This is a genomic window from Crocinitomicaceae bacterium (genome assembly GCA_016708105.1).
GTDB lineage: Bacteria > Bacteroidota > Bacteroidia > Flavobacteriales_D > Crocinitomicaceae > JADJGJ01.
The window spans coordinates 182,452-200,836 of sequence record JADJGJ010000004.1; the positions used below are offsets into that span (position 1 = coordinate 182,452).

Annotated in this window: 10 protein-coding genes, 1 tRNA gene and 1 pseudogene; 8 read left to right on the top strand and 4 right to left on the bottom strand. The window is 39.2% G+C overall.

Translation table 11 applies throughout. The annotated features are described in order from the left end of the window. Window positions 1-49: 49 nt before the first annotated feature. Together IPH66_16645 and IPH66_16650 are read left to right on the top strand one after the other, a co-directional pair. The gene (locus tag IPH66_16645) at window positions 50-3,538 is read left to right on the top strand and encodes an isoleucine--tRNA ligase (protein MBK7130973.1); all 3,489 of its coding nucleotides are present in this window, start codon (window positions 50-52) and stop codon (window positions 3,536-3,538) included. A 200-nt stretch (window positions 3,539-3,738) separates the two neighbouring features. Then, window positions 3,739-5,055, top strand: a complete 1,317-nt coding sequence (locus IPH66_16650; GenBank protein MBK7130974.1) for a hypothetical protein — start codon at window positions 3,739-3,741, stop codon at window positions 5,053-5,055. 6 nt (window positions 5,056-5,061) lie between these two features. Here the strand turns inward: IPH66_16650 and IPH66_16655 are convergent, their stop codons facing one another. Both IPH66_16655 and IPH66_16660 read right to left on the bottom strand, forming a co-directional pair. Further along, window positions 5,062-5,442, bottom strand: coding sequence for a helix-turn-helix domain-containing protein (locus tag IPH66_16655; GenBank protein MBK7130975.1), 381 nt, complete (start codon window positions 5,440-5,442; stop codon window positions 5,062-5,064). Beyond that, window positions 5,439-5,732 (bottom strand): annotated as a pseudogene (locus IPH66_16660) (type II toxin-antitoxin system HigB family toxin). Before IPH66_16660 ends, IPH66_16655 begins: the two are co-directional and overlap by 4 nt. Before the next feature lie 327 nt (window positions 5,733-6,059). Here IPH66_16660 and IPH66_16665 point away from each other — a divergent pair. The 5 genes from IPH66_16665 (at window position 6,060) to IPH66_16685 (ending at window position 14,431) form a co-directional block, all read left to right on the top strand. Further along, the gene (locus IPH66_16665) at window positions 6,060-7,739 is read left to right on the top strand and encodes a T9SS type A sorting domain-containing protein (protein ID MBK7130976.1); all 1,680 of its coding nucleotides are present in this window, start codon (window positions 6,060-6,062) and stop codon (window positions 7,737-7,739) included. Window positions 7,740-8,127: 388 nt separating this feature from the next. Beyond that, window positions 8,128-8,211, top strand: a tRNA-Leu gene (locus tag IPH66_16670). 949 nt (window positions 8,212-9,160) lie between these two features. After that, window positions 9,161-11,956, top strand: a complete 2,796-nt coding sequence (locus tag IPH66_16675) for a hypothetical protein (protein MBK7130977.1) — start codon at window positions 9,161-9,163, stop codon at window positions 11,954-11,956. Next, the gene (locus IPH66_16680; GenBank protein ID MBK7130978.1) at window positions 11,953-13,956 is read left to right on the top strand and encodes a hypothetical protein; all 2,004 of its coding nucleotides are present in this window, start codon (window positions 11,953-11,955) and stop codon (window positions 13,954-13,956) included. The genes IPH66_16675 and IPH66_16680 overlap by 4 nt, the downstream gene beginning before the upstream one ends. A 241-nt stretch (window positions 13,957-14,197) precedes the next feature. Further along, window positions 14,198-14,431, top strand: coding sequence for a hypothetical protein (locus IPH66_16685; protein ID MBK7130979.1), 234 nt, complete (start codon window positions 14,198-14,200; stop codon window positions 14,429-14,431). A 458-nt stretch (window positions 14,432-14,889) separates the two neighbouring features. Here IPH66_16685 and IPH66_16690 read toward each other — a convergent pair whose 3' ends face one another. Beyond that, window positions 14,890-15,354 carry a nucleoside deaminase gene (locus tag IPH66_16690; protein ID MBK7130980.1) on the bottom strand — a complete coding sequence of 155 codons (465 nt, stop codon included), beginning with the start codon at window positions 15,352-15,354 and terminating at the stop codon, window positions 14,890-14,892. A gap of 207 nt (window positions 15,355-15,561) precedes the next feature. On the opposite strand from IPH66_16690, the gene aspS reads away from it, so the two are divergent. Next, the gene (gene aspS, locus IPH66_16695; GenBank protein ID MBK7130981.1) at window positions 15,562-17,325 is read left to right on the top strand and encodes an aspartate--tRNA ligase; all 1,764 of its coding nucleotides are present in this window, start codon (window positions 15,562-15,564) and stop codon (window positions 17,323-17,325) included. A 65-nt stretch (window positions 17,326-17,390) separates the two neighbouring features. Here the strand turns inward: aspS and IPH66_16700 are convergent, their stop codons facing one another. After that, window positions 17,391-18,326, bottom strand: coding sequence for a type IX secretion system membrane protein PorP/SprF (locus tag IPH66_16700; GenBank protein ID MBK7130982.1), 936 nt, complete (start codon window positions 18,324-18,326; stop codon window positions 17,391-17,393). Between the last annotated feature and the right edge of the window lie 59 nt (window positions 18,327-18,385).

Here is an 18,385-nt window from a genome sequence, read left to right on the forward strand (position 1 = left end):
CGTTTAAGCGCAGGAAAATCATTATCTTCGCGCCTTCCAACAATTTTACATGAGCACAAAATATACCGAATACAAAGGATTGAATTTGCCGAACGTAGCAGATGAAGTTTTAACTTACTGGAAAGAAAAAAACATCTTTCAAAAAAGTATTGAAACCCGTGATGCCAACAAAACTTTTGTGTTCACTGAAGGACCGCCTTCAGCGAATGGTTTGCCGGGTATTCACCACGTGATGTCTCGGGCTATTAAAGATATTTTTTGCCGCTATAAAACATTAAAAGGATATCAGGTAAAACGCAAAGCCGGATGGGATACCCACGGATTGCCGGTTGAATTAAAAGTGGAAAAAGAGTTAGGAATTACCAAAGAAGATATCGGTCACAAAATCTCTGTAGACGATTATAACAAAGCCTGCCGTGAAGCAGTGATGCGATATACCGATATCTGGAATGACCTCACCTTGAAAATGGGTTATTGGGTGGATATGGAACACCCATACATCACCTACGACAGTAAATACATGGAATCTGTCTGGTGGTTGCTGCGTGAGATCTACAATAAAAATCTCATGTACAAAGGCTACACCATTCAGCCCTATTCACCAAAAGCCGGAACCGGTTTGTCATCACATGAATTGAATCAGCCGGGTTGTTATAAGGATGTAAAGGATACTACCTGTGTGGCGCAGTTTAAGGCTCTTAATAAATCCGATGTCATCTCAAGATTCGGAGTTGAAAATTCAGATAAATTTCTCTGGGACGCCTATCTGCTAGCATGGACCACTACACCTTGGACGCTGCCTTCTAATACTGCTCTGACTGTTGGGCCAAAAATAGAATATGCTCTTGTTTATACATACAATTTGTATACAAATTCGCGACAATTAGTTGTGGTTGCAAGAGATCTGGTTACAAAATTATTTTCTGGCAAATATCAAGAATGGAAAAGTTATGACGAAATAACTTATGGTCCAGGTGACTCTAAACTCCCATACTGTATTCTCGGCACATGCAAAGGCTCTGACCTGATCGGAATCAAATACGAACAACTCCTCCCCTACGCAAAACCATATTATGATTCCGACAAAGCATTCGTGGTTATTCCGGGAGATTTTGTAACAACCGAGGATGGAACAGGAATAGTACACACCGCACCAACCTTTGGTGCTGATGATGCCTTTGTTGCTAAACAAGCCGGTGTTCCGCCCATGTTGGTGTTAGACGAAAATGGTACGCCGGTTCCGTTAGTTGACTTGCAAGGAAAATTCAGAAAAGAAGTTTCAGATCCGATTTTTGGTTTGGCAGGAGAATATGTGAAAGCTGAATATCTTGAAGGAAACGAAGCGGAACTTGAATTAGCAAAACAGAAAGAAAATCTCAAACACATCATTGCTGATTTGAAAGCATACATGAGTGTTGACGAGCGCATCACATTGAAATTGAAAATTGAAAACAAGGCTTTCAAAATTGAAAAATACGAACACAATTATCCGCATTGCTGGCGCACAGATAAACCGGTTTTGTATTATCCGTTAGATTCTTGGTTCATCAAAGTTTCTGATCATCGTGAAAGAATGGTTGAACTAAATGGAACTATTAACTGGAAACCAAAATCAACCGGTGAAGGACGTTTTGGAGAGTGGTTAAAAAATGCCAATGATTGGAATTTGTCCCGCTCACGTTATTGGGGAATTCCGATTCCGGTTTGGACCTCAGAAGACAAATCAGAACAGATTTGTGTTGGCTCAGTTGAACAACTTAAAACTGAAGTGGACAGAGCTGTTGCAGCAGGTGTGATGAAGGAAAATCCGTTAAAAGATTTTGTGGTGGGTGATATGTCTGACAGCAATTATGCAAAAGTAGATCTGCATAAAAATTATGTGGACAATTTGATTTTAGTTTCTGCATCAGGCAAACCCATGAAACGTGAAAGTGATTTGATTGATGTTTGGTTTGATTCTGGAGCCGCGCCGTATGCACAATTCCACTATCCGTTTGAGAACAAAGAAAACATTGATACACGCAAATATTTTCCGGCTGATTTTATTGCAGAAGGAGTAGATCAGACACGTGGGTGGTTTTACACACAGCACGTGATTGGTACGTTGGTTTTTGATTCAGTAGCTTACAAAAATGTTGTTTCAAACGGACTTGTTTTAGATAAAAACGGACAAAAAATGTCTAAGCGGTTAAACAATACCGTTGATCCTTTTGATACGCTGAAAACGTTTGGTCCGGATGCTACCCGCTGGTACATGGTTACCAACGCCCAGCCTTGGGATAATCTCAAATTTGACAAAGACGGAATTGTTGAGTCTCAACGCAAATTTTTTGGTACACTTTACAATACGTATTCGTTTTTTGCTCTGTATGCAAACATTGATGGATTCTCTTTTTCAGAGAAAGAGATTGAGTACAAAAATCGTCCTGAAATGGATCGCTGGATTTTGTCTAAACTGAATTCGTTAATTAAAACAGCGGATGAAGCTTACGCAGATTATGAACCAACAAAAGCCGGTCGCGCCATTCAGGAATTTGTGAGCGATGAATTATCAAACTGGTATGTGCGTTTATGTCGTCGTCGTTTCTGGAAAGGATCGTATGAAGCAGATAAAATTTCGGCCTATCAAACCTTGTACAGATGTTTGGAAACTATTGCCATTCTTGGTGCGCCAATAGCTCCGTTTTATTTAGATCAATTGTTTAATGACCTCAACAAAATTTCAAAAAGACATTCAGTTGAGTCGGTTCATTTGGCATTGATTCCAGCTTCAAATTCATCTGAAATAGATTTGGATTTGGAGGAGAAAATGGACATTGCTCAAAAAGTTTCTTCCATGGTTTTATCGCTCCGTAAAAAAGAGCAAATCAAAGTAAGACAGCCGTTACAACGTATTATGGTTCCGGTTTTAGACAAAGATTTTACCCGTAGAATTGAAGATGTAAAAGAGATAATATTATCTGAAGTAAACATCAAACAAATTGAATTGTTAGAAGACACCAACGGTATCATTGTCAAAAAAATCAAACCCAATTTTAAAACCATTGGTAAAAAATACGGCAAGCAAATGAAGGCCATTACTGAGCTGGCAAAAAATTGGACCAACGCAGACATTCAAAAAATAGAATCGCAAAACGGCTGGAACGGAACCATTGACGGAGCAGAAATTATTTTAGAAATGGAAGATTTTGAAATTACGACAGATGATATTCCGGGTTGGTTAGTAGCATCTGAAGGCCGCATGACGGTTGCACTTGATGTGACTTTGACTGACGAATTAAAACGTGAAGGAATTGCCCGCGAAATCATCAACCGAGTTCAAAATTTACGCAAAGATTCGGGACTAGAAGTCAACGATCGCATACACCTCACCATTGACACCAACGATCTTGTTCGTCAGGCAATCGAATCAAACAAAGAATACATCTGCAATGAAGTTTTAGCCAAAGAAATTGCGTTTGGAAAATTGGATCCAAACAAAGCACTCAACGCTGAATTGGAAGAGGGGGAGACGTTTATTGGGTTGGTGAAGTCGTAGGCTTCAAGGCCATCTTTTTGATTAGCAATGGTAGATTAACGCTGTGTGATTTTTGATATATAGGCAATGGCTACTGGTCTTCTCACTTTGAAGGGAGATTGAGAGGGATGACCGTACGGAATCGGTTTTCTAATTTCGTGTTGTAAACATTTCATAGAAACCCGTAACTAACCTCACTGTTTTCGCTATATTTAGTATCCATGAAATTGATTTCAACCTTACTCTTCATCTTTGCTTTTACCTCAGCTTTTGCACAGGTGTGGCCCTGGTTTTTTTCTGAAACAGCGTTTAAAAAATGGTTGATTGAAAAGGATGTGAAGTGTTTGAAGTATGTGAGTGCGGATTTGCCATACGAATATGTTAAATCTCAAAGCAATTACCAGTGGGTAAAAAAAGGAATTACTTCGTATTTTTTTGATGAAAATTCATTACTTGAAAAGGTTAAAATTGAAGCTATTGATATTAGTATTCACCATGATAGTTTAAACACTGAAAATAATTACAATTATATTATAAATAGGATGTTGCCATATATGCCATTTTCGGCTGATAATGATGATGTAAGAGATCTGGTTGAATATAATCGGTCTAAATTTTATCCTGGAATCAAAATCAAATTCATGAAGTTGGCAACAACACCTGGGTTAAAAGTTTTTGCAAATTATCAATTTGTCGATTATACGCCTTTTTCATTCGACTATGCCTATGAGCTGTTGCAAGAAATTTATTTGAATAATGAGGAAATAATTTCTGTAAAAAATTACGGTTACGGAGGTGAAATTTGGATTCCATATATTGGTGTTATCGAATATGAAAAAGAAAATGATACTCTTTCATTTCTAAAGGAGAAAGCGCATACTAGCGATTATTATTATGCTTACGATACACTCATCTATTATCCATATTATCAGAAAACTTCTGCCGATAAAAAGCAAATTGAATTGGGAATCCGTCTTAAACATAGTTCAGGCATATATTGTTTTTTTCCTTTCAAGAAAGTAATAACTGAGAAAACGGATATAGAAGAAAGTAAAACTATTTTGCAATTATGTGATCGTGATGTTAAAATGCTGCCAATTTCCTTTCGAAGTAGGGAAGACTATAAATGTCTGAGTCATGGAAGTGGTCTGTGGGTGTCTGATTATTATGAGTATTGGTGGACAAATTGTAATGATGATCTGTCAGATTTTAACCTTGAAAAAACAAAAATCGTAACAAAACTCAACAAAAAAACCAACGAATTTTCTGAGAAAGTAATTTATGAATGGAGCAACAACGAATGGCATATAATTTCAGAAGAAACCAAAACAAAAACCGGTTATCTGCAAAATTATTATCCCGTTGGTTGGAAAAAACCAATTTATCAAATTGTAATTTCAACGGATGTAAACAACGACCCGGTTTTTACAAAAGTTGTTCATGAAAAAGAAGAAATACTTTTCAGAATTTCAGGTGACTCCATTTATCTGACAAAAGATGAAAATATGTATGGGCATTTTTTGGTGGAGTATGAATAGTTAAGATCACACTACCCTCAACAACAAATTCCCATCAATGCCCAAAACCTGATGCATGGCTTTAATAAATGAAATATTGGGTTTGCGTTTGTTGTGCATGATTTCAGAAAGTTTTGTGTCGGTGATATTCAGCAATTTTGCCAACTCTTTTTGCTTGAGTTTTTTCTCAAACATTTTTAACTCAATTAAGCCTTGCACCGTCTGAGGCATGGGTATCGTATAGTGTTCGTCTTCATACTCCTCTACCTTTTTGGTATAATTATTTAAATCCTTCAGCTGCTTTTTGGTCAGTTTTTCAAAGCCTCCCTTCTTAGTAGCTATAGAAAGAAGTTCATTCATCCTCTTTTCGATGATGTCAAATTCCTTTTTAGTCAATTTTGTTTTCATACTGTTTTGCAATTAATTTTATCATACTCTTTATGTGTCCCGACAAATCGTATGTACATGGTTCGGGTTGAAAAATGAATCATAGCAACTACCCGGTATCAGTTGCCAGCCACATTAAACACATACCTGTCATTTCCGACGCTGTCAACGGCGTTAAATGTTTGTTTTATTTCATGGAAATCTTTCCAGTCACATAAAACAACTTCATGATACCAGCGCAACAGACTCTCCTTTGCCCGAGATTCTCCTTCATAGAAGTCAATGAGCTTGGTTTTGGTGATTACAACCATAAAGTAAAGATAGAATAAAATTATCAAATTCGAAAATATTTTATTATTCTGAGTACTTGGTTTTCCTTTGATTTTCCATTGAAAAAGCCGGTAATATTGGGTTGGTAAAATTGTGATTTTGCTGCCGGTCATAGCAACAGCGCAGATAGGTGTGACCGCAAGAAGTACGGTTTTTAAACACATAGAAAATTTGATTTATTTCGTGCTGGTCGCTATTATCCTAGGCGCCAGAAAACTTATTTATTAGGATTCGCCCAACACTCAACCGACTTGTTCCGTCATTCTTCTTGACCCATATACAACTGAGTTAAATCAAAATACGCATCTATGATAAAAATAAAATCATTCTGTATTTCCTTTCTTTTAATGGCTTGCTTCTCTGGTGCTCTTTGTCAAGAAGATGACATTAAAATTTGCGAACTTGCCCCAAATAAAATTGCAGTTTTTGGAAAATTTTATGGGCAGCTTATTTTTAATAATGGCGATACATTGGGGGAATATCTCCTGACTGATTTGTCGAGGCCGAACCACTTTCTCGCCGTGTGCGATACTCAGGGAAATTTTCTGTGGTCTAAACATCTCAAGGGGGCTAGTAGCGACTGGAGTGGAAATGCTTATGGGATAGATATTGTTTCAGATGAGCATCAAAATATATACATCTGTAGCTCATTTGAAGACTCTATTCAATTTAATGATACCACAGTTTTTTATGGCGATCAGACATCAACAGCTTTTTTTGCCAAGTTCGATTCTTCAGGGCACTTTAAGTGGTGGCTTCCGTCCATAGAATCAGCGGGCACCATCTCTGAAGCTATAACCATGGATATTGATGCATTAGGAAATATTTTTGCTGCCGGTTCATATTGGTATGGTGATGTTAGTTTTGGTGCTGATGTGCTCACGGATAATAGTTATAACTATTCCATTTTCATTGTGTCCTTTGATACTTCGGGAAATATAAACTGGGCTAATCAAATGGATGGTGGAGGTCAGGGAAATGGATCAAACCACAATGTTTATGACTTACAGGTGAATGATGACGGAGATTTTTATATCTGTGGTTATTTTGGGGGGAGTTTCAGCGGATCTATTAATTATGGTTCTTTATCTGTCTGGCACAGTGCTCTTACTGCAGATTATCGTGGCTTCATTTTGAAGGGCGATAGTCTCGGTAATGGTATATGGATGTCTGCGGTTGACGGCAATAATTCAACAGTTATTGCAACAGATGTTACATTAACAAATACTGATCAAATGTACATCAGTGGTACTTTTGAGAACGACCTTACTTTTGCCGCTTTGCCTACTATTTTCGCCACACATAGAGATCATTTTATTCTTGCTATGGACACTTCAGCAAGCGCTATATGGTCTCTTCAGGCATCACCTGGAATGACTGGTATTTACAATTATTCTCTGGGCTGCGCCGCAGACACAAATGATTATATTTATAGTGTAATGTATAAATCAGACGATGTTGAATATTTTCCCCTTCCACAGACAAACTCTTGGTCTCCATCTGTATTTGTCCGGCATCGGGCTAATGGAGAGGCTATTTGTTTAACTGAAAGCGACAAAGAATACGAAGATATTATTGTCAGTGCCGATCAATATATTTACACAGTAAGCGGTGACAAGGGGTGGTTTTATCCTGGTACTGCAATTGATATCGAAATTCAAAAATGGAATTCGGATTGCGAATTGTTATCAACCTTCATTATTGATCATGATTACTATTACGATGTGAGCCTAAGCGAAGCAGAACCGTTAGAAGACATTAGAGTTTATCCAAATCCCGTAAGTAATGATCTCAGCGTTTCTTTCGATCAAAATTCGTGTATAGAAAAGATTTTAATCGTAAACATTGATGGAAAAATCGTGCTCGAAAAAAATATTTTTTCGCAATCAACGGCTGTTTTCAATGTGTCTGATCTTGTTCCTGGAATTTACATTGTTCATTTAATTTCAACAAGCGGAATTGATCTTGTCCGTTTTATTAAACTGTAACTGGCATCTATAAACACCGACAGCCTCTGCAATGAATTACTAGCTAAAGCAATTTCTTTAGCAAATTGGATCCAAACAAAACACTCAACGCTGAATTGGAAGAGGGGGAGACGTTGATTGGGTTGGTTAAGTCTTAGGCATTAACGAAATCTTTTTTGATTTCCCCCAAGGGGGCCACTATTTGGCGATCAACGATTAACGACGTGCGATTTTTGATTTGAAAGGTATAGGCATTCGGCAATTGGTCTTCTCCCTTTGAAGGGAGACTGAGAGGGATGACCGTTTATTGCCGTACTTTTTATTTCCCGAATCATTTAATACCTTTGCCCGCCTGCCCACGTGACGATCCCGATAGCTATCAGGATGGTAAACGAGGCATAAAGTGTCTGCCCACGTGGCGAAATTGGTAAACGTTGCGGTCTCAGAAGCCGTTGGAGTTAAATCCTTGGGAGTTCGAGTCTCCCCGCGGGCACAGGTCAGAGCGAGAGTGAGCGTGAGAGCGTTGTCACTCTCTTTTTTTTCTATGAAATTGGGAGACGAGAAGTTTATCCCGACCATAATGAAATGAAGTGTCGGGAAGTCTCCCCGCGGGCACAGGTCAGAGCGAGAGTGAGCGTGAGAGCGTTGTCACTCTCTTTTTTTTCTATGAAATTGGGAGACGAGAAGTTTATCCCGACCATAATGAAATGAAGTGTCGGGAAGTCTCCCCGCGGGCACAGGTCAGAGCGAGAGTGAGTGTGAGAGCGTAGTCACTCTCTTTTTTTTCTATGAAATTGGGAGACGAGAAGTTTATCCCGACCACAATGAAATGAAGTGTCGGGAAGTCTCCCCTGGGCACAGGTCAGAGCGAGAGTGAGCGTGAGAGCGTTGTCACTCTCTTTTTTTTCTATGAAATTGGGAGACGAGAAGTTTATCCCGACCACAATGAAATGAAGTGTCGGGAAGTCTCCCCGCGGGCACAGGTCAGAGCGAGAGTGAGCGTGAGAGCGTTGTCACTCTCTTTTTTTTCTATGAAATTGGGAGACGAGAAGTTTATCCCGACCACAATGAAATGAAGTGTCGGGAAGTCTCCCCGCGGGCACAGGTCAGAGCGAGAGTGAGCGTGAGAGCGCAGTCACTCTCTTTTTTTTCTATGAAATTGGGAGACGAGAAGTTTATCCCGACCACAATGAAATGAAGTGTCGGGAAGTCTCCCCGCGGGCACAGGTCAGAGTGAGCGTGAGTGTGAGAGCGTGGTCACTCTCTTTTTTTTTATGAGTTTATTCTAATAAATTCTGCCGACTTTTCAGCGTTTTAAAAACGAACTCTTCTGCTCTGTCAATCAAAAATTTAACCTATTTAGTTGAACTGAAGGTCAGTTTATTATATTTGCCGCCAAAATGCAGTATTTCTTCAGATATTCTTTGTTTATAAGATTGAGCATGGTGTTCATCTGTGGAATTGCTATTCAAGGTCGCTCACAAGAAATATCTGCCCTGCGACAAAAGGTCTATGCCTTGAATGAAATGGTACAAGATCCTGAAAGGCAAGTAGGAAATTTCAACCCCGACAGTATGCCTTCTCTTCCAATTGGTATTGCAAAAGAGGTTGGACAAACCTTGGTTATTATTGCTATTGATAGCGCATATTTTTTGTCTGATGGCGCGTATTTTTCAGCATACATGGCATTAGATTTTCCAAATGCAGATGTTCCACTTGCCTTTGCCGCCAAGGATATTAAATTTAATCCGAAAGGAATAATTGGTGGTGAGCAATCTAAATTAATGCTTGTCAGCGAGCACCTCATTGATGTGGGTCCAAACACAAAACTCCTTTTACCTGATGATGGGTCTAACTATGTCAGATGGTCATGCAACGGATTTGAATCAGTAAACCTGCACGGGTATTTTTTGTTTGAAGACGGTATGCTCTCACCCGCAGAAGGGTCAGGCGATACGGTAGTAACTGCCGAATTTGAAGTGAACGTTACAGATGTCCATAACATGATGGCTATGGTTGATTTCTCTCCCTTTGTTGTAAAGGGTATGGAAGATTTCAGTTTCACCGTTAGTTCTGCTTATGTTGACATGAGTGATTATGTAAACCCAATGAATGTAAACATGCCTGCTTGTTATCATGAAAATTATCCTGATGACATCAATCTTTGGCGAGGATTTTACCTGCAATATTTTTCAGTGCAACTACCTGAAGAACTCAACCGATCAGACCAGCCGGTAGATATTTTTGCCAGTGATCTATTTATTGATGATGCCGGTGTCACCGGAACATTTGGAGCAACCAACGTGTTTTCTACTTCTGAAAACGCCATGAACGACGAGTGGTCTTTTTCACTTGATTCAATTGCTATAGGATTGACACTGAACAAAATTACCAAAGGCAGAATGCGCGGAACCGTAGTTGTGCCGCCACTGGATAATACACAAATGATTTTTACTGCCATGGTAAGCCAGAATGATAATAACCGGCAAACAGACATGTATTTCAGTATGAAGCCGGCATCAACGGTTAGCATATCCTGTTTCAATTCTAATCTTGATTTATACTCCTCATCTCAATTTGAAGTACAGCGCATCAATCACTCATTCAAGCCCCGGTTGAGGCTTAACGGGTTGTGGTCACTCGACAATACGAACTGGAATTTTCAAGGAATCGGATTTGAACAGTTTACCATTATTACTGAGGCGCCTTATGTTACTAACGGTTTGTTTACACTTGTAACATCAGGCACTCAAGCCAAAGCAGGTAATTTCCCGATTTCATTTGATAATATCCAATTTGGTATTTCAAATGGTGACATTGTGTTGGGGGCTGATATTGCGCTCAATTTTGCCGACACCAGCAATGAAAATAATTTTTCAGCCACCACGGGCGTGCAGATTTATTCTGACATAAGTAGAAATCCCAGCACCAATAAAATACAATGGCAATATGATCATTTCAACTTAAACAGTATTGAGCTTGACGTGAATACCACTGTGGTCTCGTTGGATGGCATCATTAATTTCCATGACAATGACCCGGTGTATGGAAAAGGATTTTACGGAGGCTTGGAATTTATGATTAATTCCGTGATGGAGACACCCCTCTCCATGGCTTGTGCATTTGGGCGAGTGAATGGATTTCGGTATTGGATGGTAGACGCAACATTGCCCACTACTATTCCGGTTGGCGCAATTACCATAACCAGCATTACGGGTGGCATTGCGTATCACATGCAAAATACGCAAAACCAGAATGATTTAATTTCACAGATATCTACTACCAATTCATCAGGCAATAGTTTATCACCGCATTATGTGCCTGATGAATCAACGGGGTTGTTCTTCAAAGCGGGCGCAGGTTTCAAACATACACTGAATGAATCAACGTTGAACGGAGACGTGTTATTCAGCATTGCTTTTAATTCAAGTGGTGGTCTTCAATATATTAATTTCAGCGGCGATGCGTATACCATGTGTAAAATTGAAGAGCGTCACAACTCGTCTAATTACGGGCACGGACAAGTGTATATTAATTATGACAATCAGCAAAAAATATTGGATGCACAAATTGCCGTTACAGCGCAATTCTCAGGAGCAATCACAGCAAATATCTGGTCTCAGTTTTATTTTTCACCTGGACTTTGGTTTGTTACATTGGGTAAACCATCAATGCAATGCACAGTAAACGTATTGAATCTTGCAACGGTAAATGCTTATTTTATGTTTGGGCAAAATCTTGAACCCATGCCGCCTCCGCCTCCGCAAATTGCTAATGTATTTAGCTCAGTAACTTCTCAACGCAGTTCTTCGCACATTGCAAGCGGAAACGGACTTGCTTGCGGTATGAGCATTGGGGCATCCTTCAATAAATCTTTTAGTATTACCGATAATATTTCTGTATATGCTGCCGGATGGGCAACCATGGGGTTTGATATGACCATGTATAAATACGCCAGCACAACCCATTGTGAAGGATCTTCAGAGCCTTTTGGAATGAACTATTGGTATCTGCAAGGTCAACTTTACGCGGGCATGGGAATTAATTTGGGCGCAACCTATGGCAATCAAGATATGACTATTATCTCAGGTAACGTGGCCGCGTTGCTCCAGGCCAAAATGCCTAAACCAAGTTATGTTTTTGGCGGCATTCATGTTGATGCAAGTTTGTTCGGCATTTTTAATCTTGATTTTGATGCTCAATTTGAGTTTGGTGAAAATTGTGTGGTTGTTGGATGAGAAAAACTCTGTGCATAATTTCTGTCTTGTTTTTTTCTGCAAAATCATTTGCGCAAACTGAATCATTTGTAATAAAATCTATGGTTCATGAAGACACCGTTTTACTGCGCTGGGCGCCAACATCCGTTGATTTATTTGTGCTTTGTCTGCAAAACGGAATGACCATTGAACGCGTGCCTGATTCATCTTCATTTGAAAATAACTCTGCTAAAATTTCTCACTCCATTCTGCCTTTTTCTGAACGTAAAAATCTTATAACATCAACGAATGATAAAACCCAATCTTATATTCAACTCATTGAATCATTTTTAAGCCAGAAACAACCTGACCCAAATGCAAATAAAATGGTTTTTGCCATGTTGATGTTGGGCTCTTCAACTGATTTGATACTGGCAGAATTATGTGGCGTGTTTTATCGTGATATACAAGTTAAAAATGAAGCGTACACCTATCGGCTGAGTATTAATAAAACTAGGCATCAAAGTACTATTCACGTGAACGCTTCACAACTTGATAAAGACATTCCGATGTCAACACTTAACGTGTCTGCTAAACCAAAAATAAAACAGGCCTACCTCAGCTGGGAATCAAAAAGTTTACAAACTGATTATGCAGCCTATTGGGTTGAACGATCTGATGATTCAATTCATTTTGAACGAGTGAATGAAGTGCCGCAGATTTTTATAAAATCACAAGATGAACCTAATAAAACTCATTGTGATTTTGTTGACACTTCTGTCACTGAGGGTCAAACATATTATTACCGTATTTGCGCAATCAATTATTTTGCTGAAACAGGCGCAAGTAGTAACGTTGTAAAAGTGTATATCCCAAAATCTCTTTATGGTGAGGTGCGAATTTCTCATGTTGATTATAAAGAAAATATCCGCCTGATTTCAGGTGAGTTTGTTCCGTTTGCAAAATCTGATAAAGCAGATAAATTTTTATTATACCGATCTGACAGTATTGCTTTCGGATATGATTTGATAGACCAAAAAATAAATGAAAATAACGACTTTGGTTTTTCAGTATCCATTCCGCAGCATAGTGGTGATCGCTATTATTATAAAGTGGCGGCGGTATCAGAAGATCATGACACCATTTACTCTTTTTCAAAATATGTTTTCACGCTTGATCAGATTCCGCCCCAAACGCCTTCAGGTTTAACCGGAATAATTAACGACTCAGGCGTGGTGCGTTTGACCTGGGAACTCAACAATGAAAACGATATTCGCGGGTATCGGGTATTCAGGTCTAATGCGTTAAAAGAAGAATTTATTGAAGTGACACAATCGTTCTGTATAGACTCTGTTTTTTACGATACGCTTGCATTGAATAATCTTACCCCTGAAATATACTACAGAATTTCAGCAGTGGATTTAAACTATAATAATTCGCCAAAAACATCGCCGGTTAAACTCATGAAACCAGATACTATTGCTCCGGTGTCGGCAGTTTTGCATGATTTTGAAACCACCTCAGCAGGTGTGACGTTGCGGTGGTATAATTCAAGTAGTGCAGATGTGAAAATGAATCAATTAATTCGCTTGGGGGAAAATGAAAAAACAATTCTACTTGTCTGGTCAGATTCAACCTGTGCCTTTCAAGACACAACCGGCGTGGGTGGAGAAGAATACACTTATTACGTCACAACCATTGATCAATCAGCAAATCAAACCCTTTCTGAAAAAATCACCTTGGATTATGAAACCGGTAGAAGGGCGGGTATTACCAATTTCACGGCTGAGGCCAAGATTGAACTAAAAGAAATAACGCTGAATTGGAAACTGCCTGCTGCCGGAGAAATTTATTCAATTCAAATCTATCGCGCAAAAAATGACGGCGGATTTATTCTCTACAAAACCCTGCGCGACGTTTCACTAACAACCTTTGCTGACAGGGCTATTTCACCAAATAATATTTATCGTTACAAAATAAAATTAGTTTATTCTTCAGGTGTTTCATCACCGTTGAGTGAGGTGGCTGAGGTGATGTATTGATGTTTCCTCTTTTGAGTAGGGAATAAAGGTTTTTTTCACGGGTTGAGAATGAAAAAGAAGAAATGCTTTTCAGAATTTCAGGTGACTCAATTTATCTGACCTAAGATGAAAATATGTATGGGCATTTTTTGGTGGAGTATGATTAGAACATTGGTAGTTTTTTAAACCAAGATCTTGAATAATACTCTGTTTTTTTGTATCTTGCCGATTAAATGGTCAAGATTTAACTAAGACTAAAATCATGAAATATACGCTCACCATAAATCATCTTGACCGCCGAACCCGGGCTTTGCTTAATCTGATTAAAGCATCTCAAAATGTTGTTTTGAAAAAATGTTCTGATGAAGAAATTGAAGAGTTCTATTTGTCTGATGAACAGAAATTGATATTGGACTCGAGAGACAAAAATCACGCAAAAGGAAGGGGAAAACAATCATCCTGGGACACTGTAAAAAACCGCCTCAAATCAGTTTAATGAAGCGTTACAAGCTGATTGTTTGGGAAGAAGCTGAGCAGGATATCGCCGAAGCGTTTCATTGGTATAAACAACAATTGCCGGGACTAGAAATCAGATTCCTGAAACATTTGGTTGATTGCTTTAAAATAATCCTGAGTTCTTTCAATTTGTTTACAAGAAAAAAAGACAAGCAGTTGTTAAAACCTTTCCTTTTGTAATAATCTATGAAGTCATGGAATATGAGATTCTTGTAACTGCTGTCTTTCATACTTCCAGAAACCCCGGTAAGTTGAAAAAACGAAAGTGATTTTTTTATCACTCATGAACATTGACAAAATTATAGAGCCATAACCACTGTCATACCCCGCCCACAAGGAAAAACGACAGGTTCAATCAAGCTGCAAAACGCATATTAAAATTGACTTTGATTAACCTGCCTAAAATCGTTCAATGTGCGGCGCAACATCTATCTCCGATCAGCCTTGTAATCTTTTTCTTCCAAAAAATTCTTGCAATAATTTGGTTGATTCCGAAGCAAATAAACCTCCTTCGATCACGGTTTTGGGATGCAGTATTTCTTTAGATAATTTGGATACCCCTCTTTTTTCATCTTTTGCGCCATACACTATTCTGTCTATTTGCGACCAAGCAAGAGCACCTGCGCACATCACACAAGGTTCAAGCGTTACATAAAGAGTACATTTATTGAGATATTTTGCTCCTAAAAATTCAGCTGCAGCTGTTATGGCTTGCATTTCTGCATGGGCGGTAACATCATGCAATTTTTCAGTCAAATTGTGCGCACGAGCAATAATGCGTTTTTCTAAAACAATCACCGCACCCACAGGTACCTCATCAGCATCAAAAGCCATCTCAGCCTGACGCAATGCCTGACGCATAAAGTATTCGTCATTAAAGGGATCTAGTGGTTGATCGTGCATTTATCAAAGGTAGTTTTTTTATGGGGATTTGGGATTTCCTCACCCTTAATCCCCCTCAGCGAGGGGGAAAGCCCTAGCGCAAGGGTTTTGAAAAAGTGTGAACTAACGTCACCTCCTCTTTCCTTTGGAGAGAGGAAAGAGGAGTGAGGAACCTCCCTTGCCCCTTACCATAAAACAACTACCTTTGCCATCTAAATTTTCAATTTCATGTACAGATCACACACCTGCGGCGAATTAAATGAAAAAAATATTGGTCAATCTGTTGCCTTGGCTGGCTGGGTGCAAACCGTCAGAGACAAGGGGAACATTATTTGGATTGATTTGAGAGATCGTTATGGTATCACTCAAATTGTTGCAGAAAACGGAAAAGTAAGTGATGGCGTAATTCAAGAATTAAAAAAACTGGGGCGTGAGTTTGTTGTACAAATAACCGGAAAAGTAATTGCGCGCCACAGCCCTAATCCCAACATAAAAACCGGAGCCATTGAAGTTGAGGCGTCAAATGTTGAATTACTTAACGCATCTATCACGCCTCCTTTTACCATTGAAGATGATACCGATGGTGGTGATGAATTGCGCATGAAATATCGTTACCTTGATTTGCGCAGAAATCCCGTACAGGAAAAATTAAAACTCAGAAATAAGGTCGCCCTTGAAACCAGAAAATATTTGGATTCAATAGATTTTATGGATGTTGAAACACCGGTTTTAATTAAATCAACACCTGAAGGGGCAAGAGACTTTGTTGTGCCAAGCAGAATGAATCCGGGACAGTTTTATGCACTTCCACAATCGCCACAAACATTTAAACAGCTTTTGATGGTTTCAGGATTTGACAGGTACTATCAAATTGTGAAGTGTTTTAGAGATGAAGATTTACGTGCTGATCGCCAACCTGAGTTCACGCAAATAGATTGTGAAATGGCTTTTGTAGAACAAGAAGACGTTTTAAAAACGTTCGAGGGGCTTATCAAACATCTCTTTAAAACCTGCCGTGGTATTGAGTTTACTGAGAATTTTCCGCGCATGACTTTTGCAGATGCCATGAAAAAATATGGGTCAGATAAACCGGACATTCGTTTTGGAATGGAATTCGCAGAAATGAATGAGGTGGCAAAGGGAAAAAACTTTGCGATTTTTGATGACGCCGAATTAATAATTGGCATTGTAGCAAAAGGATGTTCAGAATATACCCGCAAACAATTGGATGAATTAACTGATTGGGTAAAACGTCCGCAAATTGGCGCCAAAGGATTGATCTATTGTAAATGCAATAACGATGGTACATTCAAATCATCCGTAGATAAATTTTTTGATCATGACGCACTATCAAGTTGGGCAAAAACTTGTCAAGCTGAAAAGGGAGATTTAATTTTTGTTCTTTCAGGTGATACAAATAGGGTACGTGTTCAAATGAATGAATTGCGTTTGCATCTTGGAAATATGCTTGGATTGCGGAATCCAAATGAATTCAAGCCGCTTTGGGTGTTGGATTTTCCACTACTTGAATTTGATGACGAACACAAACGTTGGCACGCGATGCACCACCCGTTCACATCACCAAAACCTGAAGATATTCACCTACTTGAAACAGCGCCCGGAAAAGTACGCGCAAACGCATACGACCTGGCAATGAACGGTGTCGAACTTGGCGGCGGATCTATTCGCATTCACGATAAAAAATTACAGGCAAAAATGTTTGAATTGCTTGGCTTCACAAAAGAAGATGCTGAAGCTCAGTTCGGATTTTTAATGAATGCATTTGAATTCGGTGCTCCACCGCATGGTGGTCTAGCGTTTGGCTTGGATCGTTTGGTTGCAACAATGGGCGGCTCTGATTCTATCCGTGACTTCATTGCCTTTCCAAAAAACAATAGCGGACGCGACATGATGATTGATTCACCATCTGTATTAAATAAAGAACAGCTTGATGAATTGTGTATTCAGACGAATGTTGCTGATGAAAAATAATGCCGCTTTAGGGTTGTATTAAATTATTGATAAATAGTCTGGCATTCAAAATTTATTCCCCACCACTACAAAAATTTTCTGTGCTCACATCCATATTTATTCTGCCGTTCTTGACATGATGTGCAACCAAATGGTTTTTGTATCCTGTAACTTAACCTCAACTCATACACGTTGTAAAACCAGGTTTCTTCAATAATTCCGTTGGTTCCGGCTTGCATCATGACGTTAAAATTTTTCAGGTCGTATGAGATCAAAGCGCTGAGTATATTTCCCCTGCTGTATCCGGCTCCGATTGAAATGCCGGGATTCAAAAATTGAAGCATCATTTTACCGTGATAACTAATGGTTGATGGGGCAACAAACCCGATGATTGCCGACGGAAACAATTGTATGTTTTCTGCCACTTTAAACCGATATCCCGCATGTAGAAAAAGGTGTAAAGCCGCATCAAAATTAAGTTCATCAAAATATGGTGTAGTGATTTGATTGATTGAAATTCCCCCATACCATTCTTGCTGATAAAGCATGACGCCAGTATTCAAATTAAATCTTGTCTGACCAATCTCAGACGGAAGGTTTGGGTCAACCACGGTTGTGGGCGGCACAAAGGCGGTATCCATGGACCGGTAAACAAATTCAGGCGCAATGCCAATTGACATAAACGTGTTGCCCAATTTAAGCTGCCCGTTCACCGGTAAGCCAACCGCGTGATGCTTAATAAACCCGGTGTTATCATAGAGATAATACATGCCGGTTCCAATGCTAAATCTTGAATTCAAAAAAGGAGGATATAACTCAGCACTGAGTACCATAGAATGAGACAAGTCGTTTGGAAATTGAACTAACTGACCATTTAGATTGACTGAGAAATCATTCCATGTTCCAAAACTTGCCGGGTTGGTGGTTTGCGGTGCATATACCTCGTTGCGCAGAAAAGGCAGTTGCTGACTCAGTGCAATAAATTGGATGGTAATTGCTAGCAAAGATAGTTTTGTTTTCACCCCTGAAAGATAATTTTTTTTTCCTAACTACCTCAACAGGTTTGAACATAAACCTCTCG

Excerpts from the sequence above, each read along its gene's own strand:
- IPH66_16645 (MBK7130973.1), top strand. The coding sequence starts at position 50 with ATGAGCACAAAATATACCGAATACAAAGGATTGAATTTGCCGAACGTA.
- IPH66_16650 (MBK7130974.1), top strand. The coding sequence starts at position 3,739 with ATGAAATTGATTTCAACCTTACTCTTCATCTTTGCTTTTACCTCAGCT.
- IPH66_16655 (MBK7130975.1), bottom strand. The coding sequence starts at position 5,442 with ATGAAAACAAAATTGACTAAAAAGGAATTTGACATCATCGAAAAGAGG.
- IPH66_16665 (MBK7130976.1), top strand. The coding sequence starts at position 6,060 with ATGATAAAAATAAAATCATTCTGTATTTCCTTTCTTTTAATGGCTTGC.
- IPH66_16675 (MBK7130977.1), top strand. The coding sequence starts at position 9,161 with ATGGTGTTCATCTGTGGAATTGCTATTCAAGGTCGCTCACAAGAAATA.
- IPH66_16680 (MBK7130978.1), top strand. The coding sequence starts at position 11,953 with ATGAGAAAAACTCTGTGCATAATTTCTGTCTTGTTTTTTTCTGCAAAA.
- IPH66_16685 (MBK7130979.1), top strand. The coding sequence starts at position 14,198 with ATGAAATATACGCTCACCATAAATCATCTTGACCGCCGAACCCGGGCT.
- IPH66_16690 (MBK7130980.1), bottom strand. The coding sequence starts at position 15,354 with ATGCACGATCAACCACTAGATCCCTTTAATGACGAATACTTTATGCGT.
- aspS (MBK7130981.1), top strand. The coding sequence starts at position 15,562 with ATGTACAGATCACACACCTGCGGCGAATTAAATGAAAAAAATATTGGT.